This is a genomic window from Paenibacillus oceani, from assembly GCF_014705615.1.
Classification (GTDB): domain Bacteria; phylum Bacillota; class Bacilli; order Paenibacillales; family NBRC-103111; genus Paenibacillus_AB; species Paenibacillus_AB oceani.
Genome location: NZ_JACXJA010000006.1, coordinates 263,939 through 288,843 on the forward strand (window position 1 = coordinate 263,939; position 24,905 = coordinate 288,843).

22 protein-coding genes are annotated in these 24,905 nt (G+C 53.8%); 11 read left to right on the plus strand and 11 right to left on the minus strand.

Annotated elements, in window-relative coordinates:
• Positions 1–69: 69 nt before the first annotated feature.
• From IDH45_RS06475 to IDH45_RS06485, 3 genes are all read left to right on the plus strand, one after another.
• Positions 70–504 carry a helix-turn-helix domain-containing protein gene (locus IDH45_RS06475; RefSeq protein ID WP_190925804.1) on the plus strand — a complete coding sequence of 145 codons (435 nt, stop codon included), beginning with the start codon at positions 70–72 and terminating at the stop codon, positions 502–504.
• 21 nt (positions 505–525) lie between these two features.
• Positions 526–957, plus strand: a complete 432-nt coding sequence (locus IDH45_RS06480) for an ImmA/IrrE family metallo-endopeptidase (RefSeq protein WP_190925806.1) — start codon at positions 526–528, stop codon at positions 955–957.
• 91 nt (positions 958–1,048) lie between these two features.
• Entirely contained in the window at positions 1,049–2,191 is a 1,143-nt protein-coding gene (locus IDH45_RS06485; protein ID WP_190925808.1) for a site-specific integrase, read from the plus strand.
• Here the strand turns inward: IDH45_RS06485 and IDH45_RS06490 are convergent.
• On the minus strand, positions 2,188–2,601 hold the full coding sequence (locus IDH45_RS06490; RefSeq protein WP_190925810.1) for an O-methyltransferase: 414 nt from the start codon (positions 2,599–2,601) through the stop codon (positions 2,188–2,190). The two genes, IDH45_RS06485 and IDH45_RS06490, sit on opposite strands and share 4 nt — an antisense overlap.
• 786 nt (positions 2,602–3,387) lie before the next feature.
• On the minus strand, positions 3,388–3,612 hold the full coding sequence (locus tag IDH45_RS06495; RefSeq protein WP_190925812.1) for a hypothetical protein: 225 nt from the start codon (positions 3,610–3,612) through the stop codon (positions 3,388–3,390).
• Between the two features lie 209 nt (positions 3,613–3,821).
• Between IDH45_RS06495 and IDH45_RS06500 the strand changes: the two genes are divergently transcribed.
• Positions 3,822–5,081, plus strand: a complete 1,260-nt coding sequence (locus IDH45_RS06500) for a methyl-accepting chemotaxis protein (protein ID WP_190925814.1) — start codon at positions 3,822–3,824, stop codon at positions 5,079–5,081.
• Between the two features lie 543 nt (positions 5,082–5,624).
• Here IDH45_RS06500 and IDH45_RS06505 read toward each other — a convergent pair.
• Positions 5,625–7,415: a M3 family oligoendopeptidase gene (locus tag IDH45_RS06505; protein WP_190925816.1), complete on the minus strand. Its 1,791-nt coding sequence runs from the start codon at positions 7,413–7,415 to the stop codon at positions 5,625–5,627.
• A gap of 153 nt (positions 7,416–7,568) precedes the next feature.
• Between IDH45_RS06505 and IDH45_RS06510 the strand changes: the two genes are divergently transcribed.
• The 3 genes from IDH45_RS06510 to IDH45_RS06520 all read left to right on the plus strand — a co-directional run bounded on the left by IDH45_RS06510 (position 7,569) and on the right by IDH45_RS06520 (position 9,158).
• Positions 7,569–7,751 carry a YycC family protein gene (locus IDH45_RS06510; protein WP_190925818.1) on the plus strand — a complete coding sequence of 61 codons (183 nt, stop codon included), beginning with the start codon at positions 7,569–7,571 and terminating at the stop codon, positions 7,749–7,751.
• Positions 7,748–7,984 (plus strand): hypothetical protein, encoded by a 237-nt coding sequence (locus tag IDH45_RS06515; RefSeq protein WP_190925820.1) that lies wholly within the window; start codon positions 7,748–7,750, stop codon positions 7,982–7,984. Before IDH45_RS06510 ends, IDH45_RS06515 begins: the two co-directional genes overlap by 4 nt.
• A 73-nt stretch (positions 7,985–8,057) precedes the next feature.
• Positions 8,058–9,158 (plus strand): GGDEF domain-containing protein, encoded by a 1,101-nt coding sequence (locus IDH45_RS06520; RefSeq protein WP_190925822.1) that lies wholly within the window; start codon positions 8,058–8,060, stop codon positions 9,156–9,158.
• An 85-nt stretch (positions 9,159–9,243) separates the two neighbouring features.
• On the opposite strand, the gene IDH45_RS06525 is transcribed toward IDH45_RS06520, so the two are convergent.
• Both IDH45_RS06525 and IDH45_RS06530 read right to left on the minus strand, forming a co-directional pair.
• Complete coding sequence (locus tag IDH45_RS06525; RefSeq protein WP_223836419.1) at positions 9,244–10,857, minus strand: extracellular solute-binding protein; 1,614 nt, start codon at positions 10,855–10,857, stop codon at positions 9,244–9,246.
• Between the two features lie 84 nt (positions 10,858–10,941).
• The gene (locus IDH45_RS06530) at positions 10,942–13,260 is read right to left on the minus strand and encodes a helix-turn-helix domain-containing protein (RefSeq protein WP_190925826.1); all 2,319 of its coding nucleotides are present in this window, start codon (positions 13,258–13,260) and stop codon (positions 10,942–10,944) included.
• A gap of 314 nt (positions 13,261–13,574) precedes the next feature.
• Between IDH45_RS06530 and IDH45_RS06535 the strand changes: the two genes are divergently transcribed.
• Together IDH45_RS06535 and IDH45_RS06540 are read left to right on the plus strand one after the other, a co-directional pair.
• Positions 13,575–14,687: a hypothetical protein gene (locus IDH45_RS06535; protein WP_190925828.1), complete on the plus strand. Its 1,113-nt coding sequence runs from the start codon at positions 13,575–13,577 to the stop codon at positions 14,685–14,687.
• A 64-nt stretch (positions 14,688–14,751) separates the two neighbouring features.
• Positions 14,752–16,545: a hypothetical protein gene (locus IDH45_RS06540; protein ID WP_190925830.1), complete on the plus strand. Its 1,794-nt coding sequence runs from the start codon at positions 14,752–14,754 to the stop codon at positions 16,543–16,545.
• 235 nt (positions 16,546–16,780) lie between these two features.
• On the opposite strand, the gene IDH45_RS06545 is transcribed toward IDH45_RS06540, so the two are convergent.
• From IDH45_RS06545 to IDH45_RS06555, 3 genes are all read right to left on the minus strand, one after another.
• On the minus strand, positions 16,781–18,115 hold the full coding sequence (locus IDH45_RS06545; RefSeq protein WP_190925832.1) for an ABC transporter substrate-binding protein: 1,335 nt from the start codon (positions 18,113–18,115) through the stop codon (positions 16,781–16,783).
• Between the two features lie 280 nt (positions 18,116–18,395).
• Positions 18,396–19,064: a DUF2225 domain-containing protein gene (locus IDH45_RS06550; protein WP_190925976.1), complete on the minus strand. Its 669-nt coding sequence runs from the start codon at positions 19,062–19,064 to the stop codon at positions 18,396–18,398.
• Positions 19,065–19,154: 90 nt separating this feature from the next.
• Positions 19,155–19,541 (minus strand): globin domain-containing protein, encoded by a 387-nt coding sequence (locus tag IDH45_RS06555; protein WP_190925834.1) that lies wholly within the window; start codon positions 19,539–19,541, stop codon positions 19,155–19,157.
• A 447-nt stretch (positions 19,542–19,988) separates the two neighbouring features.
• On the opposite strand from IDH45_RS06555, the gene ylbJ reads away from it, so the two are divergent.
• Positions 19,989–21,218: a sporulation integral membrane protein YlbJ gene (gene ylbJ, locus IDH45_RS06560; RefSeq protein ID WP_190925836.1), complete on the plus strand. Its 1,230-nt coding sequence runs from the start codon at positions 19,989–19,991 to the stop codon at positions 21,216–21,218.
• Positions 21,219–21,417: 199 nt separating this feature from the next.
• A complete protein-coding gene (locus IDH45_RS06565) occupies positions 21,418–22,224 on the plus strand; it encodes an NAD kinase (RefSeq protein WP_190925837.1) in 807 nt (268 codons plus the stop codon).
• A 212-nt stretch (positions 22,225–22,436) separates the two neighbouring features.
• On the opposite strand, the gene IDH45_RS06570 is transcribed toward IDH45_RS06565, so the two are convergent.
• From IDH45_RS06570 to IDH45_RS06580, 3 genes are all read right to left on the minus strand, one after another.
• Positions 22,437–22,886, minus strand: coding sequence for a carboxymuconolactone decarboxylase family protein (locus tag IDH45_RS06570; RefSeq protein ID WP_190925839.1), 450 nt, complete (start codon positions 22,884–22,886; stop codon positions 22,437–22,439).
• A 233-nt stretch (positions 22,887–23,119) separates the two neighbouring features.
• Positions 23,120–23,563, minus strand: a complete 444-nt coding sequence (locus IDH45_RS06575; RefSeq protein WP_190925841.1) for an OsmC family protein — start codon at positions 23,561–23,563, stop codon at positions 23,120–23,122.
• A 1,005-nt stretch (positions 23,564–24,568) separates the two neighbouring features.
• Positions 24,569–24,892, minus strand: coding sequence for an acetyl-CoA acetyltransferase (locus IDH45_RS06580; protein ID WP_190925843.1), 324 nt, complete (start codon positions 24,890–24,892; stop codon positions 24,569–24,571).
• Between the last annotated feature and the right edge of the window lie 13 nt (positions 24,893–24,905).

Here is a 24,905-nt window from a genome sequence, read left to right on the forward strand (position 1 = left end):
AAGTGTGTCAACAGGTTTGACTTAGTTTTCTATCCCATTTTTTCAAATAAGAAATTGTGAGGGAAGACTATGTACGAGAAATTCGAGCAATTATTGAAAGAACAGAATGTCACACCCTACCGCGTCGCCAAAGAAACCGGTATTACCACAGCAACTTTTACAAGTTGGAAGCAAGGCAAATACACCCCAAAACAGGACAAGCTCCAGAAAATAGCCGATTACTTTGGTAAGCCACTTGATTACTTCACTGGGGGATTAACTGCGGTTGCGGAGCCGGCCGACCCTTATGCGCTCACGGCGAAAGACGAACGGGATATTGCCCGCGATTTGGAGCGAATGATGAGCGAATTGGAAAGTAAGGAAGCCCTTTCTTTTTACGGGGAGGAAGTGGAGTTCGACGAAGAAGCAAAAGAGTTGCTTCGCATGTCAATGGAACAGACGATGCGTCTTGCAAAACAATTAGCAAAGAAGAAATTTACTCCAAAAAAATATCGCAAGGAATGACATTGGAGGTTCGTTGCGTATATGACCATCAAAGAAATCGTGGACAAGCTCATCCGTAAGTACGGGACACGCGATCCAATAAAAATCGCAGCAATGATGGGGATTCTTATTCAATTCAGAAATTTGAAGGGGGTCTTAGGGTACTATCAAACATATCGCCGTATCCCAGTGATCCATGTTGCGATGGGTCTTCCCGAAACCCTAATAGCGTTTATCGTTGCGCATGAATTGGCCCATCGCATCCTCCACCCGAACGTTAATGTACCTTTTCTGCGAGCAAATACCTTTCACTCAATCGACAAAATAGAGCGCCAGGCAAACCAGTTCGCAGTGGATCTTTTAATACCGGACGAGCTTCTATTAGAGGGCATGTCGATATACGAAGCTGCGGAAGCTTGCGGCGTTCCTGGGGAAGTTGCTCATTTGAAAACAGCTCCGAAAAGACGTACATAGTAAATCAGTTATATGAACTTTGCGCTTTCCAGCCGCAAGGCTGTTTAACATACATAAAAATAGAACATACGTTCCCATGGAGGGATGCAAAATGGCCGGCACATTCCGTCGGCGCGGCTGTAAATGCCCACCCGAGCGCAAGCGCTGTACATGCGGTGCAAAGTGGTATTATCGGTATGACATCACTGATCCGAAGACAGGGAAGCGTAAACAAAAGGAGATAGGCGGTTTTCGCACTAAGGAGGAAGCCCAGGACGCCGCTACGCGTATACAGTCGGAGCTTCTTAATGGCACATATGTTGAGTTGAAGAAAAAAACAGTGGGTGAATATTTGCTAGATTATGTAGAAAATACGCTCAAGCAAGAAGTCGCACCTAATACGTATGAGCAACGCCTGGCGTTTGTTGAAAATCACATAAAGCCGCATATAGGTGCGATCCTACTAGCCGAATTAACACCCCAGCAAATCCAAAAATTTTATAATGATTTGCGCGAGAAACATAGTGCTGGACATGTCCAAAACATCGGAAATCTACTTAATAAGGCATTCAATCAAGCAGTACGTTGGAATTTGATTTTCCGTAACCCTTTTTCACTTGTGCGAAAACCTTCGACTTCTCGAAAGAACACTAAGATAAAAGTATGGACAACAGAAGAACAAAAGCAGTTCCTAAACTTTGTTGCAGGTTCAGGCCCTCATTGGTGTTACACTATGTTCTTATTGGCCTTAACATCGGGATTGCGCAAAGGGGAGTTGATCGGACTGCAATGGGGGGATGTGAACACAAAAGATGGGATGGTAACAGTAAAAAGGACTGCGGTTATAGCGAACAAAGAGCTTTATCTAAAAGATATGCCAAAAACAGAAAGCTCAATCAGAAGTATACAACTTCCTCCGCAAACAGTAAAAGAATTAAAAAAGTGGAAGGTTGCTTGCCCTACAAATCCTTTAAACCTAGTGTTCCCCAGCCCGAAAACAAACGGCATTTTATATCCTAATTCGTTTGATAAAAGATTCGACTCTTTTGTCAAAGGTGCAGGGGTTGCGAAAATATCTTCTCATGGGACTAGGCATACCTTTGCAACGACCTTACTTGCGAACGGTGTGAATGCAAAGGTTGTACAAGAAATGCTCGGGCATGCAACAATAAAAACGACACTCGATACGTATGCTCATGTCCTCCCCAACATGCAGAAGGACGCCGCCAAACAATTAAGCGAAGTCCTTTTTTAACACAAACTAACGTGGGCAAAATGTGGGCAAAATTGAAAACTCGCCTTGTAGTGCTTGATATAATAGGGTTCAATGTAGTTCGACTCAAATTGCACGCTTGCGCAAAGCTTGTTTTGGCGGACGGTGAAGTCGAAATTGATCTCTCCGTGCGTCCAGCTTGTTTTGTACTTCAGTGCCTCCATCGACATTTTCTGCAACGAACGCTGCTGAATATCGGACAGACCGGACGATTGCGGTTCAACCTTTCCGTCCGCTCCTTCGAAAGGCAGATGACGAATCCCAAATTTTCCGATAATGTTATTGCGAATTTGTACGAAAATGGTCCCGGAGCATAGTTGGGAAAGCTCTGGCTGCAGTTCTTTAAACATCATGTCCAGCTGCCGGGACAGTGACAGCTGATTCGAAATCATAAGTTCCCTCCTTTCTTTCAATAATATGACATTTGGTGTAATTTATGTGGGTCTTACGTCTCATTATAATCACCTTCTCCTCCTTTTTCAACAACAATTTACAAAATAAGCCACGAAATTTAGTAAATTGGTCCTAACTATGCGAAATTTGTAACAAAATCTTATAACAAACGATTAGAACTTGCAGTAAGAAATGGGTTAGTGGAAGACATAGCGATCCGATCTTCGTCCTTCCCGGGTCAGGTCAGTCCTCTTTTCGTGCCTGTTTTCGCGCCTGTTTTCGCGCCTCTCTTCGCTCCTCCCTTCTTCCGACTCTCTCCTGCCTGTTTGAGGTTAAGAGCGATTTGGACCTCTTATTAGAGCGCTTCCGTCTGGAAGCTTGAGATTAAGAGCGGTCTGCACCTCTTATTCCTGCCGGTTCGGTGGAATATCGGGGCTTGAGGGGATATTAGAAGCTGCAAACCGCTCCTATTCTCGCACCAGCTCGGATTTTTAAACCAATAAGGGGTACAAATCGCTCTTACCCATAAAGGTACCTGCCGGCGCGATCCTTGCTCATCCTCTCTCCTCTCCGAAGAAGCAATCGCGATGGCTTCGCCACCACAAAGATGCGGCGAATAACCGGGCAAGCCTCGCAATACGTCCGCTGGTGCCGGATATACAGCTTCCCGCAGCTTTTGCAGTTGTCGAGCGGCATTCGCGTCTCCCCCGGTACTCGGATGAAACGCGCAAAAAACCCGCTCCAGCAAAGGACGGGTCTTCCTGTATATATATGGCGTTCCGGACTCAGCGGCCGAACGGGGTGTAGGCTTCCTTGTGCATCTCCAGCACTTTGGAGATCGGGATTCCGGTTTTCTCGTGCACGTCCAGGACGGTGCTTCGCGGATTCGATTTCAAATAGTCACGCATCGTAAAATAGTATTCGTTATGTTGAAGCTGGCAAGCCTCGCAATACGTCCGCTGGTGCCGGATATACAGCTTCCCGCAGCTTTTACAGTTGTCGAGCGGCATTCGTGTCTCCCTCATTTCCCCGCGTGGTACGTATAACTTTCGCAGCATTTCGCTAAAATTCGGGGGTCCTTATGATTATTATAGTACGCTCCGCTCCGCCGGGTAGAGTACTTTTACCCATTCGAAATAAGACAATAGACCGATAAACACCCGTCATGCTATAATCAGAGTCATCCGTACTAATATATGGGAAATGGGGTCGAATCATCGTGAACGTTTTCCACAATTTATCATTCAAAAGGAAGCTGCAGCTCGGCTGCTATACGATCGTCGCGGTTTTCTCGTTTCTGACACTCGTGTTCGCCTCGATGTCGGACGTTTCGCTGGTCAGTTCGCTGCTGATCCTGCTCGTATTGATCGGCGCCAGCATTCCTTTCATCAGCTTTCTGGAGAGAGCGCTTACAGGACCGATCGAAAGCATCTCCCGGGTAGCCCTCAACATCGCCAAGGGCGACTTTTCCATGAAAGTTCAAGTCGATTCCAACGACGCGCTCGGCGAGCTCGGCAAAACCTTCAACCAGATGATCGACAAGCTGCGGGGCATCCTCAACGAAACGACGACCATCACCCGTTCTGTAGTCGATACGAGCCGCGAAGGAAGCGATAAGAACAGGCAACTGAAGGATGTTATGACCCAGGTGACGCAATCGGCCAACGAACTTGCGTCCGGCTCCAGCAAAATTTCCGAGGAGATTACATACATCTCTTCCGCAATCAAAGATATCGAAGTTAAAGTAACCGCTTACACCGGCTCGACCAAAGAAATGAACGACAAGTCCGAAGCGATGATTCATCTAGTGGAGCAAGGCCAGCGGGCAGTCGTCAGCCAGGGCGAAGGGATGAAGCGCAACGTCGAGGCGACGGCAACCGTATCCGAGACGATGGACCGTCTCGCCGAGCAGGCGAAAGGCATCTCCCGGATTACCAAAACGATCTCGGAAATCGCCGAACAGACGAACCTTCTCTCGCTGAACGCTTCGATCGAAGCGGCCAGAGCCGGCGAGCACGGCAAAGGTTTTGCCGTCGTTGCCCAGGAAGTGCGCCAGCTCGCGGAGGAAGCGACCTCCTCGACGAAGGAAGTGTTCGGACTCGTCCGCAGCATCGACGACGGCATCGAGCTCGCTCTCCGCCAGATGGCCGACAACCAGGAAATCGTGCAGATGCAGACGAACTTGATCCACGAGACGGAAGCCATATTTGCGCAAATCGTAGTCAGCATTGAATACATAGCGGAGACGATCGCCCAGTTCGCCCGGGAAAGCGACCGGATGCTCGAAAGCGCCAGCCTCGTGTCGGCTACGATGGAGAACATCGCGGCAATCACCGAGCAATCCGCTGCAGGCACGGAACAAGTATCCGCCTCGATGAACGACCAGATCTCGGTCGTCGACGCACTGGTCACCCAATCCGAACGACTGATGCAGACGGCCGGACAGCTCCAGCGCACGATTCAAATATTCAAAATTTAAATGTCAGACGGAAGTGAAGGGGCTGTCTGCAAATCTTGCAAATTTTCGAACCCCACTTAGAACCGAGCGTGGGAGACTTCTGCCACTTATAAAGCTTCTACTTACCGGAAGTTTTATTTCCGTTATCTGATGAACGATGCAGGAATACGGCGCATAGCGGAACATTTAGTTCCGTTATTTTCAGCAAAACCGTCTATTTCACCCCAGAAAACCGAAATAACGGAAACGATCCTTCCGCTATAGCATGAGAATGACGTACTTTGCGGAAATAACGGAAGTCACACTTCCGCTACTCGATGGCGACCGTTGAGTATGCCCAATCTGTGATCAAAAACGCTATTCAAGTTTCGCAATCTAAAAACACAGGGCGGTCCGTCTGCGTTCCCACGGCTCCGCCCTGCTGGTTATGTCCGACTTCTGCTTGTCTTACCCCTGCCTTGACCTGCCCTGGCTTGACCCGCCTTGCTCTACTCTCTTCCGCTCGAATCTACTTCGTACCGCTCTGCCTCATCCTTCGCGTCGTACGACAAAGGCCGCTCTCAGCTACTCCGTCATGCGCAGGAACTGTTCTACATCAGCGACCGCCAAATCAACCGCGCTTTGCCAGAAGTCCGGCTGCGTCAGATCGACGCCCAGATGTTTGGAGGCAAGCTCCTCCACAGTCATGCTGCCGGTATCGCGAAGCAGCGAGATATATTTATCCTCGAACGCCGCACCCTCGCGCTGAGCGGCTGCGTACAGCCCGGAGCTGAACAAGTAGCCGAACGTATAAGGGAAATTGTAGAACGGGACGCTCGTTATGTAGAAGTGAAGCTTCGACGCCCAGAAGTGCGGGTGGTATTCCCCTAGCGCATCCTTGAAGGCGCGGCGCTGCGCGCTTTCCATCATCTCGTTCAGCTTCTCGACGCTGACCAGCCCTTTTTGACGTTCCTCATAAAACTCCGTCTCGAATAAAAAGCGGGCGTGGATATTCATAAAAAACGCCACCGAGCGCTGAATCTTATCTTCCAGCAAAGCAAGCCGCTCCTCGTCAGTCGAAGCCTGCTTGACAGCGGCGTCGGATACGATCATTTCGGCAAATGTGGATGCCGTCTCCGCCACGTTCATCGCATACTCCTGGGCAAGCGCCGGCATGTCGTTCATCACGTGCTGGTGGTACGCGTGTCCGAGCTCGTGTGCGAGCGTCGACATGTTGGAAGCGTTGTTTGCATACGTCATGAAGATCCGGGTCTGACCCTTGATCGGAAATGCGGTACAAAATCCGCCCGGACGTTTCCCCGGCCGGTCTTCCGCTTCAATCCACCGTTCCTCGAACGCCTGCACGGCAAAATCGGCCATCTTCGGGCTGAATTTACGGAACTGCTCGATGATCAGATTCGCCGCCTGTTCGAACGTAATCTCATTGGCCGCTTCGCCTACAGGTGCGTCTACATCGTGCCAGGACAACGTTTCCAGGCCGAGCAGCTTCGCCTTGCGGTTCAAATAGCCGACGAACACGGATTTGTTCCGGTCGATCACGTCCCACATGACCTGCAGCGTCTTCCCGGACATCCGGTTAATATCCAGCGGTTCTTTCAGAATCGATTCCCATCCCCGGTGCTTGTAAGTCTGGATGCGGAAGCCGGCAAGCCGGTTCAGCGCGTCCGCCGAGAAATCGGCCGATTCGCCCCACGCGTTCTCCCACAGCGAGAACATCCGGGTACGAACTCCGCGGTCGCCGCTGCTTAGCTTGTTGGCCGCCTGGCCGGCGGACAAATAAACGGTCTCTCCCTTTTCCTCGAACGGGATTTTGAGATGACTGACAACCGTGTTGTACGCCTCTCCCCATCCATGGTACCCGTCCACGGCCAAGTCCGCGATCAGCGACTCCTGCTCGGGCGGCAGCTTCTCCTTGGCGCTCTGGCGGCGTTCGTCCAGCGGGAATGCGATCGCAGTGAACGCTTCCGACTGCAGCAGCCGGGCCCAGCTCTCGTCCGGAACGCGCTGAAGCAGCTCGTCGAACCGGGTCAGCACCGAAGTATAAGCAGCGCCGATCGAGGTGATGCGTCCGTTCAACTGCACCGCTTTTTTGTCCGACTGGTTCTCCGCGGCGAGACAACTGACGAACGAATCGGCTTCGCGGAGCATAAGCGTCACCTGCTGCAACTGCTCGACCAGAGCCGCCAGCGTGTCCGCAGCAGGGGCTTCTTCACGACCGGATACGGCAAGCACCCTAGTACGGAATTCCTCTACATTCCGTTCCATCCGCTCGAGGAACGACGCGAATTCGGGAGAGGAGCTTCCTCCCGGAAAAAAGACATCCAAGTCCCATACCAAGCTGTACGGTTGTGCCATCGCGATCTCACCTTTCTTCATCGGATATGACAACATTAAACCATATTTCCTTGAAATAATGAAACGCAAAACTAGTCGAGAACTGCCCCGATCTGATGTATAATGGGTACAGCACAGCAAAAAAAAGCCAAAAGACCTCTGGAGGAATGACCTTTGAGACCGCTGCAAATATCGCCCGATACCGCCGTTAAGCTTGCGAAAGCTTTGAACGTGCCGCTAGAGAGGCTTATGCATATGCCCCAGCACATCTTAATCCAAAAGCTCGCGGAGCTGTCGCGCAGTGAAACCGGCAGCCCGGACGAATCTGCGTCCGGGACATCCGATAAAGACCAATGATTCCATTTGAGAATACGCTGCCTTACGAAACGATTCAGCAGGACGTTTACTTGATCGAATGCCCGTACTGCGGCGAGCGCAACGTGCTTCTGCCGCTTAAGGCGGAGCATCTGGAGACGATCCGCGAAGGACGCAAGCGGCTGATCGTCTTTCCCTGCTGCCGGGAGCAGATAACCGCCGTAAACGCCGATCGCGATTACTTGCTGGCCAGCCGTCCGATCCGGCGGCACTAATTGCCGGCCTGAACGGCGATCGTGCCGTTATCGTTTTTCCGTACATGTATGCAGCCCATCAGGAGCGATTAGCATGAACGAATACCTCATACCGGTAACGAACTCCTGTACCTTGATTGCTCTAAGCTACGTCGCGCTGAAGCTGCGTACCCGCGTATTGGGCGGCATGAACGAAATGATTCTCGTTCCCCTGTTCACCGGGTGTTCCTCGATCCTTATGATGCTGCTTCCGATCCCGACCGATCTGATCATTCAGGATCTCCGGTATATTCCGATCATGATGGCAGGCTTGCGGTTAGGCTTGCCGCTTGCGCTGCTTTCCGTTATTCCCCCGGCGATCTTTACGTTGTATTTAAACGAGCCGTACGTGCTGTACGAGCTTCTGCACGGACTGCTGTTCCCCGCGCTCATCAGCTCCTTCCTGCACCAGAAGGAGTACCGGGCGGGTTTCGAGCGAATCCGGCTATCCGTCGCGGTCAAATTGGCGGTGCTGCTGTTTGCCGTCAAAGCGGTCGGAGGTTATTTTGTCCTGACCGGACTGCGCCCCGATTATTTATGGATGAACGGGTACATGTTCGCAGTTACGCTGGCTTGCCTGATCGTACTGATCGCCATGCACAACGAGGAGAACAAAAGCTGGCTCATCCAAAGGCAGCTCGAGCTCGAAGCGAACCAGGACCGGTTGACCGGCTTGCCGAACTTGCGAAGCTTTCTGGAGATCGCCGACCGGACGCTGCGCAAAAGACGACTCGGCATTTTGATGATCGACATCGATAATTTCAAAAACTTCAACGACTCGCTCGGGCATTTACAAGGAGACAAGCTGCTCCGCGAAGCGGGACAACTGCTGAGGGCGGCGATCGGGGAGAAGGATTACATCGCCCGGTACGGCGGGGAAGAATTCATCGTCATGTGCGATTCGATCGACAGAGGCTTGCTCAGTTACTTGGCACACAAGCTGTGTCACACGACAGCCGAGTATCCGTTCGTAGGCCGGGAGGTGCAGCCCGGCAAAGCGATCTCCATCTCGATCGGAATCGCCGTAGCGGATCGCGCGGGCGACGACCTGTACCAACTGATCGCCGAAGCCGACCAAGCTTTGTACGAATCCAAAAAAAAGGGAAAAAACCGCTACTCGTTATACGAAGGACGCGAGGCTACCGTCCGCTACTAATAAACCCTGTCCGGAGAGGAACGGAACCGGCAGGGTATTTTGCATGCTGCCGTCCAGAAATTTCCGGATGCTGCCATCGTCCGGATTATCTCTTCATAAAGCGGTCAAGGGCGGCCTGCTTCATCCGCAGAACCTCGTCGATACCCATCCGCCGGATCGAGGCGGTAAAGTTGTCGAATTGCTCCAGCGGCTCTACCCCCATAATAAATTTGTTAACCCTGTCCTCATAATAAGCTTGGATATCGTTCATCATTGCGGTTATTTTCACGCTTTCGGCAGAGTTCTGGGTGAGAGGGGGCAGCAGCCTCGCATGATCCGCCTTCGACCAGACGGCGACCGCACGTGTTTGCTGCGGCATCGACATGTACTGCTCGTTAAACCGCTTGTCGGATATGTACGGGCCGGCGAAGGCGCCACGCGCATAACGGGTCATCGCGTAGCCGACTCCCAGCTTGCCGGAATTGTTGACCACCGTATCGGAGAAGGTAGGGTAGCCGTCCTTCAACGTGTAGCTCTCCCCCTCGATGCCGAAATTAAACAACAGCTGTCCGGCTTCGCCGTAGGCGTAATCGAGCCATCTGACGATTTTCTCGGGGTTCTCAGCCGAGGCGCTAATGGCCGCCCCCCTGCCGTTGAACGAGTAGGCCATTTGGCCGATCGACGTACCGCCGGGCTCCAGGGACGGGTACGGGGCTCCTTCCAGCCGAAAATCCGGGTCAACCTGCGCCATAGCCGACGTATAAGTGCCGATTCCATAGCCGATATTCATCGCCATCGCTCCGACAATGCCCTCGGTCATTTTCGCATCCTTCAGCTTCTGATCGACGGTAGCGTAGTCTTTATCGATCAGCCCTTCCTTATACCAGCGATTCATGACGATCAGCAATTCTTTGAACCTCGGATCGACCGGACCGTATTTCACTTCGCCGCTGTCGTTGTAGAAGCCGGTCGTTATGCCGTACGCGCCGATCAAGGCGTGGCCCGTGTTCATGACCTTCAAGTCCAGCAGAAGCGGAATCTCATCCTTCCTGCCGTTGCCGTTCGGGTCCATATCGCGAAAGGCGGTCAACGTCCGTTCCCATTCCGGCAGCGTGGCGGGCATCGGCAAGCCGAGCCGGTCCAGCCAATCTTGCCTGATCGCCAGTCCATTGTAGACGAGCGAGCCGGGATCGGGCGTAAAGGAGGGGAACATGTACAAGTTGCCTTCGTCGGACAACACCAGTTGGCGAAATTCCGGATTGTCCCTAAGCACCTTCGACAAGTTCGGAGCAAACTTCTCCACAAGTTCGTTCAACCGGATAATCCGATTTTCCTTGATCGCGTTGTCCGGGCCTTTGGTTACACCGCTCCACGAATATTCGATAACGTCAGGCAGCTTGCCGGAAGCGATCATCAAGTGAAACTGGTCCTTGTCCTGACCCATCGGCGAATGCTGAAAGTCGACTTTCGTCCCCGTCAACCGTTCCATCTCCCGGTAAACGCCGATTTCCGCAAAGCTGTCCATCGTCGCGGCAACATTGGCGTTCATCGGAACCCAATACGACAGAGCAGCCGGATAGGGGGAAACTTTGGCTTTGACTGCGGCTTCGCCCTCTTCCCCGGAGCCGCTCCGCTCCGCCGTCGTGTCCTTGCAGCCGGATGCCGCGGCCGCCGTTATGGCAATCGCCAACAAGAGAAGCGGCAGCGATCTTTTGTTCATAACGTCCTCCTCCTTCATCCCAGCCTCGTTATGTTCCGGACGATGCCTTCGCATCCCCCCTGGCGCAACAGCGTCTTCGCTCCCTTACGGCCGGCCGGCGTTCTCATTGAGCGGGATCGGGCTCACCGTTTTGTCCCTATTTTGCAGATCCCGATATTGGCCCGGCGTAATCCCCTCGATTTTTTTGAATACCCGGCCGAAGCCGATATGGTTCGCGTAGCCGACCTTGCGGGATATATCCCCGATCGTCATCGGCGTCTCGGCGAGCATCCGCTTGGCTTGAGCGACGCGGTATTCGGCAATATGCTCGGACAAGTTCCCGCCCCCGTATTTTTTGAAAAAAGCCGAGCAATAAGGCGCCGTAATGCCAAAATGATCGGCGATCATCGTCAGGCTCAAGTTCCCGTCCCCGTAATGCCGTTCGATAAACGATACGATCCCCCCGTAAAGCCGTTCCCCCTGATCAGTTCGCCCGCCCTTTGCCGCCAGGCAAATGCTGCGCAGCGTCTCCTTCAGCCGCTCCAGCATCTGCCCCGCCGTCGCGCATTCAGCGAAAAAAGCGATCGGATCGTCCAGCCCTTCGGGAGGAGAAAGTTCCGAATCCGTCGAATGAGCGGCGCGCAGCAGCGAACCCAGCACCTCGAAAAACAAAAACCGCCCCATCTCCGGGGATAACTGCTCCTCCGCAAAGTTAGCCTCGACGATCTGATCCAGCAGGCTTGCCGCTTTATCGTAGTCTCCGGTCTTGGCGTGATTAATAAGCTGCACTTCCAGCTCGGGCGGGTATCGGTAGATGTGTTGCTTGGCACGAGCCGGTTCCTCATGGTACATAATCGGCTGCGGCCCCCGCACGAAGCGCCGCTCCAGAACCAGCAACGCATCCGAATAACACCGCCATATATGCTGCGGTTCATCCCGAGTCGGACTGACCGCGATTGCAAGGCTCATCCGGAAGCGGACTTCGGCCGCCTGCTTAAGCTCATGCAGCCAGACGTCCTCCCGCCGATCATCGGCATCAACCTCCAGTACCGCGAGACGGTTCCGCTCCAGCTCGACAACAAAACCGTTGCCCCGCAGCAGCTCGCCGCTCAGATTGGCGACGATAAACCGGAGCAGCGCCCATTCCCGCTCCGTTTCCGTCTGCATCAACTTGCTGCCGTCCTCGATTTCGATCAGCACGACCCGGTACGAGCGGTGATCGAGCTTGACGCCCATAAAGTCGAGTGACTGGCGGTCCAGTACGCTGACGTCGACGCTGCCTTTAATGAGCCTGGACAAGAAATTGGCCCGGATGATCGGCGCCTGCCGGTCGAGCGTTTGCTGGAGCGCCTTCTCCTCCTCGAACGAACGGATCAGAGCGCTGCGGATCAGCTCGTATTCGTTCATCGATTCACGGCGAAGACCGCTCTTCCGATTGGCGATAACGCCGAGCATATCCCGTACCGGCTTATAGCTCCGGTAGGCGAACGCGCAAGCGACGATCAGGCCCGCTGCGGCCGCGAAACCGAGCAACTGAACAATCAAAGTCTTGACCGGCTCGATCGGCTCCATCACGATCGATTTCGGTACGACCGACACGTATTTCCACCCGTTGTCCCCCGTCGTATACGACACCATCATCTCGGTCCCGCCATGCCGGGCTGTGAACGATTCGTGAGCCGTTCCGAGGCGGGCCCGCAAGGATGCGTCCAGCTCCTGGTTCGCCCGTGTGGCGATGATCACATTTCCGTCCCGGTCCAGCACGTAACCGGAGCTTTCCCCTCCCCATTCGATACGATCCAGCAAGCCGGCCATTTTGCGCTCGTCGACTAGAATGACAATCGAACCTTTCGGATCCTCCGTCTCGTCAAGCGGCAGCGACTGCACATACGCAAGCATCGTCCGGGCGGAACCGTTCTCCGTCACCTGCAGCGAAGGGAGGAACGCCTTGTGACGGCTTTCCTCCAAAAATTGCCGCATATTCCCCGCGATGCCGAACTGCTGTATCCGCCTGAAATACAAATCATGGCCGGTTTGCGAAGTAGGCGTCACGATCATGTCCCGGCTCTGGAACGAAATGAAGGCAAAATCGAGGAAATCGCTTACACTTAGCTGCGCGTTCATACTTTTCATCAGGCTGATCGCCCGGATCTGGGCATCGCCGTGTTCGCTCTCCGCATTGTGCAGAAGCCATTGCACGTCCGCGTTCATGGACAGTTGCAGCATCATCCGCTCGATTTCCCGCAGACGTCCGTCCACCGTTTGCTGAATTTGCTCCAGCATGCCGAAGTTGGCCTTGTTGACATTCGCCGTCAAAGACCGTTCCATAATCCGGTAGACGAGCCCTCCTGCGGCAAGAGAAAGGAACAGCAGCGCACAGTAGGAGACAAGCAAGGTGACAAATACGCTTTTGCGATGCAGCATGATAAGGTATTCCCCCCGAACCTTCGGATAACCTTACTGTTCGTAACTACTATAGCAGGTGAGGCCGTCCGCAAGGAAGCCTCGATTTCGCTGGGATTGGAAGCGGATTTTACCGCTATAGCCCGCAGCGCGTGCCGTTCCGCGCTTTTCCTCCGCCCCCCCTCGTCCGGCTATCTTAAATCCGGATACATGATCTTAAAAGGGGTTTCAACCCGAAAGGAATAATGTATACCCGATCCGGCAGCCGTATGCTATTCCACAGTTGATCCTCCGCCTATACTAAAGTCACTCCAACTGAAAGGTGTTGTTGCCTTATGAAGCGGAAAACAGCCCAGTCGCTCTCGCTCGTTCTGGCCGGGGTCGTGATCGCCGCAGGGTTTACCGGCCTGCCTACTATGGCGGACAAACCGCGCGAGGAGGCGAAAGCGCTCTCGGTGCACTCGTCGACCTACGGAGCGTCGTCCGCGTATGTGGAGGCGACGTTATACGGCGCTTCCCCCTCCAACACGAAGGCGCAAAACAGACAAGCGCTGCAAGACGCGATCGCGGCTGTGGACGCGCAGGGCGGCGGCGTCATTCTCATGCCGTACGATACGCCCTATGGCTACAAGCGCAATACGGTATCCACCCACCCGGACTTCTCCGCCACCGATACCGATATTCTCGTCATCGACTACTCCAAGGGAGAGACGTATGCCGGCTCAACGAATCCGCTGTCCCGCGACGGCATGCAGGTGCGCTATTTCTCCAGCACGTCCGGCAATGAACCCGACGGCCAGCATGACGGCAATACGACCTGGTTCATGGGCAACCATCATCCGGCGCTAATGATCATGAACAATAGCACAACGTCGGACAACCGGCGGGCGACTCTCTTCTTCGGCAACCGCGGCAGGGTGAACTGGGGAGTCGGCCAAGGCACGAATACGATTCCCGGAGGAAGCGACGACCAACTGAGCGATTTCAAAATCGTCGGCAACAACATCAACGGCGGAACCGGACTGACCAACATGATGACGATCCGCAAAACGAACGGCTACTTCGGTTTCAACAACCAGACGCCGAGCAAAGAATTTACATTCGCCGGCCGCCAGCCCGACACCGAATTTCTGATTCAGCAGACGAAAGTGAACGGGGACGTCTACCTGATTTTGAGAACGAAGACACAGGAACGAAAATTCAAGCTGGAAGAGGACAACGGCGATCTGGTCATCACGAAATCGGGCGCTGTGGGAGACGCGCTGCGCCTGTCAGCCGGCGGCACCGGCTCTTTCGCAGGCGGAGTGGGCGGCGGCAGCTACGATTCCGCAAGCCGGCCTGATCCGTCCGCCGTACCCGTCGGCACGATGATATTCGATACGACGATCGGCAAGCCTTTATGGTCGCATAACGGCGATTGGAAAGACGCGAATGGCGTCGTGCAGTAACCGTTGCGACTTCGCAAACCTTTATATCCCACTTCCCTTACCGCTTTAAGGAGGCATTTCTGTTATGATCGAAAGCGTTTCGCAGTTGGATAGTCATCTGGTGGAAATTGTTTTGAAGCCGGGCCTTGCTTATGCATCGTGTCAAATCTGTTACCGCATAGCCGGACAACCGTGGAAACCGGCCAGTCTCTACCCCGACCTCGACCCGGAAACGGCGCTGAACGGCAGCGCCTACTTGTGGAACCAGGCGCAGACGGTCGGGACCGTCCGGCTGCAGGGCTTAGCGGCCCCCCGGCTGTACTGGAACCCGTACCTGAACGTCCGCGATTATAGCGGTGCCGTGCAGCTTCAAGCGTTCTTTATCACGGCGGAAGGCAGCTATGAGGAAGAGGCCGCGCTTACGCTCGACGATCGCGGAGTCGTATTCCTCGATGACTGGAAGCCGCTCGTCGCAGCGATGCCGTCTGACAGCGCAGACTCCGCGCAGCGCGCGTGGGGCGTCGTCCCGTCGCAGGCCGGTTCGGCTCTGTGCCTGAAAGGCAAAAGCGGGGACCTGCCCGGCCCGCTCTCCATTTCGCTGCCGGCTGCAGGGTGGTACGACATCTACTTCGGCATCGCCAAAGGCGGTCTCCGTTGTCTGCTGAAATTCGGCAGCGAGCCGTACGCCCGCTTCGAGGGCAACGGTTCCCGGTATACGGCCGCACCGGAGACCAAGATCAACATCGAGCTGTACGCCGGAAGGCGGCAGTTGGACGGGGAGCCGCTTTCCATCGCTCCTACGCATCGGACCGCCGGGGGGCACCACGAATTCGGCTACCTTTCGTACGTCAAGCTCGTCCCTTGCCGCGACTTGAACGCCGAGCCCGCGAACACATCGGCCGCCCGTTACGGCAGAAGGCGCACCGCCGAGCTGATCTTGTACTACGAGCCGTACAGTTATGCGATCAACAGCGGCATTCACGATACCGACACGATGAACCAACATATGCTGGAGGAATTTCTCCGCCTCGGACCGGCCGAGATCGCCTGCCAGACCGTGCGAATCGGCTCGAAGGCGCTGCACCGCAGCGGGTTTCTCGAAAGCTTCGACCAAGCCGCCAGAGCCGATGACAATACGGTCAACGACGATTTCGTCAAACTGGCTAGAAACGGGGACGTCTTGCAGGAAACGGTCCGGTATGCGCAGGGAAGCGGTACCCGGATCACCTCCTGTGTCGGGATGAACCGGCCGTATTTGTGGAATCCGACGGTATCGGAGAAGTTTACGCGCGACAACCCGCAATGGATCCGTGGCAGCGATTTCGATTACGAATTCCCGGAAGTACGGCAATACGCCCTTCGTCTGATCGGCGAAATCGTCGACAACTACGAGGTGGACGGGCTCGTGCTGGACTATATGCGCCACTGGCTCCACCAGACGCCCGATACGCTGACCGAGATTATTGGAGGCGCCAGGGCACTCCTCGACCGGCGGAAGCGTCAAGACGGCGGACGGCGGGAGCTGAAGGTGCGCTTCCCCGCCGATCACCGGAACTACTATGAAGGCTTGAAGACATGCATCGCGGAACGTTATGTGGACGGTCTGATTCCGTCCAACCTGAACACGACACATCCGCTGCCCGCCATCGAGCCCTACGTCCGGCTGTGCCGCAATACCGGCGTGAAAGTATATGGGTGCATAGACGGCTGGACCTCGTACATGTCGCTAGATCCGCGCATCGGGGCCATGATGATGCATCATACCCCGAAAGATGTTGTCGAGGCGATCGATGCGTATACGGCTCAGGGGGCGGCCGGCATATTCGTCTATCAGGCCGACCAGTTTACCGCTCAGCCTTACTTGAGAAGCTTATTCTAAGAGCAGAGAGCTTCTCTTAGCGGCTAGAACAGGCTTATCGGCGCCAAGCCAGCCATCTCATTACTAGCAAGTAACGGTATCGTTCCGCTTTCGGACGGTGAGGAACGTAAACAATCTGTTATCTCTAAAGAAAGATCAGCTTTCCCGCTAATCTCTACGCAAGCACCACAAGAAGGCTTCCGGGACGGCATTCGCCGCCTGGAAGCCTTCTTGGCTGTACACCGTGTGTTTCTGTCTACTTAAACGTCGCTGTCTGCACGGCCTTGTCTGCCCGCTCCGCCGCTTCCCGGGTCGCCGTATTGTAATCCTTCGTATTTTGGGCAATCTCGATAAAGCTGTTTAGCGCTTCCTTGGCATAGGTGCCGATGAACACGTTCCATTTGCTGGAATCGGCATGGACGGACGGCAGCAGCGCCTTCACGTTTTTGCCTTGATAGCTCGGATTCAAACGTCCGAACACGTCGAGAAACTTGTTGTTCTTCAGCGCGGGAACGAACGTGCCGTCCTCGGCCTTCATCTGCTGATAGTCGTCCGAGACCATGTAGTTGATAATCTTGAGCGCTTCTTCCTTATGTTTGCTCGTCTGCGAAATGTACAGCGTGAACGGATAAGCCTGCGGACCGGCGCCGGGCTTTTCCTTAAACACCGGAGACTGCACGTAATCGTAGTTTTTGAGAACTTTCACTGCAGGATCCCCGGCAACCGGCATGAACATCGCCACGATCTGGTCTTCTTCCCACATTTTTTTCTGCTGAGCGGCTATCACCTGTGTCGCATTCAACCGGTACAGATCGTAGAAGCGGGAGAAATTGCCGTAGAAGCTGTTCCATGATCCGCTGTCGAATATCGCCTTTCCGGTGGCCGGATCGAACAGGTCCAAGCTCAACTGGTTGCGCAGAGCGGCATGGTAAAACGAGACAAACATCCCGTAGTAGGTTTTGCCGTCCTCCGTCCGGGTCAGCCGTTTGGCCAGATCGTACGTATCGTCCCAGGTCATCCCATCCTTCGGATAAGGCACTCCGAATTTGTCGAATAGGTCCTTGTTGTACATCATGGCCGTATGGCTCATGGCGAACGGAATGCCGTGCAGCGTTCCGTTGCCGACCTCCTTGACGATCTGGACCGCTCCCGGGTTGAGCCGGTTCAAATCGAAGCCTGTCGTCTTTACGAGAGGAGCGACGTCCGTCTCCAGCTTCTGGTTGTAAAAGCTGATCCCAATCGTTCCCGGCGTGCCGACGACAAGGTCGATCTGTTCGCCGGCGGCAATCATTTCATCCGTCGTAAGCCCGCCTCTCGTTTTGTGGAACGGCGCAAATTTCAACGTAACATTTGGGAACTTCTTCATGATACTGTCGCCGCTGAACGATTCCGCAAACGTGTCCTTCGTCCAATTGCCGGTCGTATCGAATACGACGAGCGTAACCGGCTGATCGATGGTATCTAGACCGCTCCCGCTTCCTTGTTCGGCTTGCTCCTTCTGGCCCGTCCCGCCCGTTTCTGCAGTCGTGCCGCAGCCTGCTGCCATAACGATCGCAGCTCCGAGCCAAACCGGCATCCAACGTTTCTTCATCCGTTGATCCTCCCCTTGAATAGTAACTGTAATACGTCACCAATCTTATCAAGGGAGTTTGCCAGCTTCTATCGCCTATACTTGCGATACGGCAACTGTTTCCTAGTTCCGACACGATCCGTTTTCAGCGGATGCAACCGGATTTACTATAGAGCGGCTGTTCCAGTGTCAAAGGAGAGACTCCTTAAAAAGGAAAAAACCTCCCGCCATTAAATCGGCAAAGGAGGTTTCTCTTTATGAATCGGTACTTTCCCGGTGAATGCGCCGCTGCGCCGCCGCTTTAACTGCTGCCCTGCTTCATTTCCTCCGGCAGCTCCATCTGGGCCGCCAGCATATCTTCCCGCGTCTGCACCCATTGCTCCCGGGAAGCGCGGATCATAGCCGCATCCATAATACTTTTATCGTTGATCACTCGCCCGAACCACAAGACGGCCTTATGATAGTTGCCGAGCCTCCGGTTGATTTCCCCGATCAGATACATCAGGCGCGCGTTATTGACATCCGTGCCTTCGACCTCGTACACCCTCACATACGCATCCAGAGCAAACTGCAAAAAGCGGCTTTCCTGCTCCTTATTCGCTTTATAGCGATACATCCACGCAATATGATGAAGCAGGCCGGCGATGACCCGGTCCTTCTCTCCTTTGATCTGCGCGCATAAGAGTGCCAGCTTGTACGATTGCAGCGCTTCGTTCCAGCCGCGTTCGCCGGTCAGATCCAGCGCGTTCCAGCTGCGGCCGAGCTTCTCGTAATAGTCGCTTTTGTGCTTCGCGGTCATACTCTCCGAGAAACTTTCCGAAAAAGAAAATCCGCAGTACGGGCATACGCGGACGACATAATAATCCGGATTGACCGCCTTGTAGTGAATACAGAAGTCGCTGTCGGTTACGGTCGCCTTTTTGAAACTGGGACGCACTCTCGACGTATTGAACGGCTGCTCGCAGCACATGCACGTTACATTTATGGAAAACAGGGGCTCCAGTTCCGACACTGAACCGACATCCTTTCTCGGCCGATACCGACACGATTGTTACACAGCTTATGAATTGACGAAATGGTAGGCCGGCGCCTTCAGCCGTTCGAGAACGAATTCCTGCAGCTCCGGCTCGAGGCCGACCTCGGCAAGCGCCTGCTTCATGCAGCCCAGCCACGCGTCGGCCCGCTCGGGCGTAATGGCGAAGTGCATATGTCTGGCTCTCATCATCGGATGACCGTACTCATCGGAAAACAATTGGGGGCCGCCAAAAAACTGCGTTAAAAACATATATTGCTTCTCCATGACCGGTGTGATGTCTTCCGGAAAAAGCGGTCCTATCTCGGGATGAGCTTGTACTTTCGGATAAAACGCTTCGACCAGTCGACGGACCGTATCCGCTCCGCCGATCGCTTCGTATAAGGATTTTCTCCCACTATTCTGCGGATTCATATGCGTCACCTGTCCTATCTATATTCTCTAAATTATACACCAAGCAAACAAAAAGGCGCCAACTTATTTTTAAGCGGCGCCATGCGTTTTAACCGGCTTAAGGCCGGATCGTTAATTGTCAATGTCTTCCTCCGCCGAGCTCATGAGCGTCTCCTTGATGACAAAAACGAAGGCGCATACAATTAATCCGGTGACAACACTCATCATATCGCATCACTCCGTCTTTTCTTTTTTCTAGTTTACCATATCCGGTCCGAAATATCAGCCCTTTACCTAAAAAAATGAATCCGTTTTCAACTCGATTTGTCCCTGCATGTCCGCAAGGTTCGAAACATAAGTATGTAGAAGCGCGGCGGAAGACGACGGGGGAAGGCAAGCTGCTTCTTGTCTTCTCGTCCCTCGCCGCCTTTTACCTAAATTCAGCGAATGGCAAGGGATGTGTCGGGTATGGTGTCGGCTCGAGTCTGGAAGACGGCGGGGATGGCGGCTTGTTTAGGTACGGTAGCGTTTCTGATGACCTTGTTTCCGGGGCCGTCGCTGACTGCCGCGCTTCGCGGGTTGTCGATCTGGTGGGATATTTTGTTTCCGGCTCTGCTGCCGTTTTTCGTTATTGCGGAGCTGATGCTCGGCTTCGGACTCGTGCATTTTTTCGGAGCGCTGCTCGATCCGATGATGCGTCCTCTGTTCCGTGTGCCGGGAATCGGCGGCTTCGTTATGGCGATGGGGTTCGCTTCGGGTTATCCGGTCGGGGCTAAATTGACGGCCCAGCTGTGGGAGCAGCGGTTCGTTAACCGGGAAGAGGGGGAGAGGCTCGTCGCCTTTACGACGACTTCCGATCCGATCTTTCTGATCGGAGCCGTATCGGTCGGTTTTTTTCATGATGTCGGACTAGCGGTTATCCTCGCGGTCGCCCATTACGGATCAGGCATCGCGCTCGGCCTGCTGATGCGGTTTCACGGCGGCAAAACGCAGACAGCCGCCGTTGAAATCGGGTCCGGCCGCTTTTTGTTATGGCGCGCCATGCAGGCGATGCATCAGGCACGGCTGCGCGACGGGCGCTCCTTCGGCGATATGCTGCGGGATGCGCTGCAATCGTCGCTGAAGCTAATTCTCGTCGTAGGCGGGCTCGTCGTATTTTTCTGCGTCGTTCTGGAAGTGTTAACGAAGTCGCATATTATGAACGGCTTGTACCTCGGAATCGATGCCGTTCTGCAGCTTGTTGCCTTCCCTCCGGAGCTGTCCCAGGCGATCGTAAACGGCTTGTTCGAAGTAACGCTGGGCGCCAAATCCGCCGCCGGCGCCGGAGTTCATCTTACGCTTATGAGCAAAGTGGCAATTGCCGCTTTTATCTTGTCCTGGAGCGGACTGTCCGTGCACGCTCAAGTCGTCAGTCTGCTGAGCCGGACCGACCTGCGCTACGGCCCGTTTGTTATCGCCCGGCTGCTGCACGGCCTGATGGCGGCCGCGCTCGTATTCGTCCTGTGGAGACCGCTGTCCTCGGCCGGCTCCGCCTTTGCAGCGGCCGTTCCGGCATTCTCGCCCGCTGACGGTTTTTACCCGGCTTTACCTTTTCTGTATTCCATATCGGGCTTGCTGTTTGCAGGGTGCATGGGTATCATCGGGATTTTGTTCCTCCTCTACCGTTGTTTTCGTCCGCTCATTCGCGGAAGACATTAGATCCGCTGTGCGCCTTCTGTTTCCGGCATTGTTTTGTATGCCGATATTGATTATGATGAAGAAGACATGCTTACGATGCCAGCTTTGCCTTCGGCAAAGCTCTGTAGTTGCTTACGATGCCAGCTTTGCCTTCGGCAAAGCTCTGTAGTTGCTTACGATGCCAGCTTTGCCTTCGGCAAAGCTCTGAGGAGGATGACGAGTGAAGTACAACGTAGTGAATCGCGGCGACGAAACGTCCGTCCGAACCAAAGACCGGTTTCACGAGCTGGCCGCAGCGTCCGGTCTGACGCTCGATCCCGACTGCCCGGACATCGTCGTGTCCATCGGCGGCGACGGTACGATGCTGCACGCGTTTCACTTATACGCAGACCGGCTGGATCAAACCTCCTTCGTCGGAATTCATACCGGGCATCTCGGTTTTTACGCCGATTGGAAGCCTAAAGAATTTGAAACGCTTATCCAGCATATGGCCGCCGATTCCTCTGAACCGATCCGTACTGTCAAATACCCGATCGTGGAAATCCAGATCACGACCGGACAAGGAACAGAGACGTACTTGGCGCTTAACGAATGTACGCTCAAAGGTGTAGAAGGAACGCTTGTCGCCGAGCTTCGCATTAACGACGAGCGGTTCGAGATGTTCCGCGGCGACGGCATCTGTATCTCCACCCCCACGGGAAGCACCGGTTACAACCGGAGCTTGAACGGAGCTATCCTGCATCCGTCCCTGGAGGCCGTGCAGATTGCCGAGATGGCTTCGCTGAACAACCGCGTGTATCGCTCGCTCGGCTCGTCGATCGTTTTGCCGAAGCATCATCATTGCGACATTTATCCGAAACCGGGTCAAAAAATATTGTTTTCGCTGGACCATTTGAACATGCAACTAACCGACCTGGTCTCGATCCGCTGCATGGTTGCGGACCGGAAGGTCAGCTTCGTGCGGTACCGCCCTTTTCCGTTCTGGAACCGGGTGAAGGAAGCGTTTATCGGGGATATTGTGGAGTAAACAAAAGCTTAACGAATCCTGCGTAAGCGGGGAAAGCGGGCGGTCCCCACCATGTTCACATGACCGGGTACGTCCCGAACTCCAAAAGAAAGGACCTCAACTTCACTGTAACGTGAGGCTGAGGTCTTTTTCTCGAGGAAACTCAGTTTAAATGAGCTCAATAATCGCAAATTGACTTCGGGCCAGCCTCTTCATGCTGCTGTGCTCTGCCGTTACGGGTTGTACGTTCCTGGAATCATCCGGGTCGTGACCGCGATCCGGTTCCAGGCGTTAATCGTCACAATCGCCATAATAATCTGCGCCAGCAGATTCGGCTCGAAATGCCGGGCCGCTTCCTCGTACACGTCATCCGGCACATGGGTATCGGCCAGCAATGTGACTGATTCGGTCAAAGCTAGCGCCGCACGTTCCTCCGCCGTGAAAAACGGAGTTTCCCGCCAACCGTTCAAGGCGTAGATCCGCTGTTCGGTCTCGCCGTATTTGCGGGCATCCTTCGTGTGCATATCGATGCAAAACGCGCAGCCGTTTATTTGGGAAGAGCGGATTTTGATCAATTCGAGCAGTGACACCGGAATCGAGCCCGACCGGATATAGCGCTCCAGCCCGCTCATCGCCTCATAACCTTTAGGTTCCAGTTGTTGAATGTTCATACGTTGATTCATCGCAAATCCCTCCGTCATATAAGTTTCATCCACATGACGAGTGAGCATTCCGATTTGTGACAAGTGCAGCCGAATTTTATTTTTTACAAAAGTTTACTTGAGGAGTCCATGCCGTAATTCAAAAAAAATGCGCCAAATAGGCGCATGCGAGGAAACCTGCAACGGACGACCGGCTCCCTCAGGTAATCAGCCGGCGGCTATATGTACGTCTTTATTTCAATTGGAATTGCTGCTCAATTTTCAATTACGATGCCGCTTAACTTCAAATTAACCGGGTTGGCAATGGTGTCTCCAACCGGGCATGTCTTCTCCAAAAATTCAACGAATTGCTCCACTCGCTCACGAGGGGCGTCGGTCTTGATGTGGAACGTGTAGCGGATATCCGAATATCCTTTGCGGACATCGGATTTATTGAAAAAGCCGTCCAAATCGAGATCGCCTTCCAGCTCCACCCAGAAATCGTCGAGCTTCACATCAAACTTTCTGGCGTATACGCGGGCCACGATCGATTGGCATGCGCCCAGTGCGCCAAGCACCGCTTCCACCGGATTCATGCCGGTATCCGTGCCACCCAAGCTTTTCGGCTCGTCAATCGTCAATTCAAAATTTCTCGAGCGTACTTTTACGACGACTCCTTCTTGCAGATGCGCGGTCGCTTTAAATGTTTCTACTGCCATTTCTCTCAGCTCCTCGTTCGGGTTGTCCATCCATTACTCACATAATATCACATAATTCCTATATTGTTAATCGGAATTATCAAGGATCGGCAATTTTTTTCAACTTGCCTCTCGGTTACTTCCAAGATTCGACAACAGGTAGCCTTTTCCTCCTAACGCCCTCCCCTTCCTGTGACGAATATTCAAACATAACGAGACACGCTCCGCCATGCCACGAAACGGCCTCTTGATGAGCTTAGGCGTCCATACGAGCCTTTGACGTGCAACCCCATACGATTGTGCACGGGAGGGAACGGTACCTTAAGCGCCAGCCACTTGTTGATGAGATTGCTTGTAAGGTCACAACCGGACTTCAGATACGCCCGTAAACAACTTTCTTGCGAACCAATCGGGTTCGGCGGCGCTGAAACGAAGGGAATACAGCAACAAGCTATCAGCTAAGCTGAACTACACAACATAAGAGTCTCTGGCATCCTCTATTTTTGGCATATGAAGGTGACGGAGACGAATAGAGGCGATCTTCACCCCTTATTTCAGCCAACTGGTGGGGGCCGCACCCTTTTCGCGGATTTTTGCAGCTTCAAACCGCTCTTATTCCGTGTCCAAACGGGTTTTTGGACAAAATAAGAGGTACATACCACTTCTAATCGCTTCCCGCTTGCCCAGAAGCGGGGATAAGATTCGAACAAGCTGCTACGGTGAACGCACCTGAGGCATTATGTCCGTTAAGTGAAAAGCCAGTAAGAGAAAAGCTATCAAGTGAAGCTTTCTCGCGTCGAATGCCCCTTGCGCAACATGCAGCTGCCTTGACCCAGAAACCCGCCGTATGATTTTTTCAGCAAGCAATGCTGTCATGCTTGTACCTGCACCACTTTGGCATTCTAAAATTATGTATCCGGACAAAAAAGCGCCCCGCATAATCGCAGGACGCCCTAAAATCAGACTAACGCAGCTGTGAGCACTACATATACGCTCCGTATAGGCTCCATATCCACTCCGTATATGCTACGTATAAAGTAGTGTAATAACCAGCAGCTCATACAGCACCAGCGGCAGTATGACATTGTTGTACGCCGCTTGCTGCCACCACGGATTGAACCATTGGCGCTGATATCCGCCGTGAGCCGGTACCGCCAAATATAAATAGCAATTGTCAATATTTACAATCATACCCTCATGCACGTGTCCCGCAGCCGTCTGGACGCGGACAGGATGGTTCATATAGTGCCTTCCCATCTCATGAATCCGGTCGCATACGTTCTTGGCTGACTGGATGAAGTTCGGGTCCGCTTGGTACAAAACAGGCTGCTGTACAGGTTCGCTCGACATGAAACATATCCCT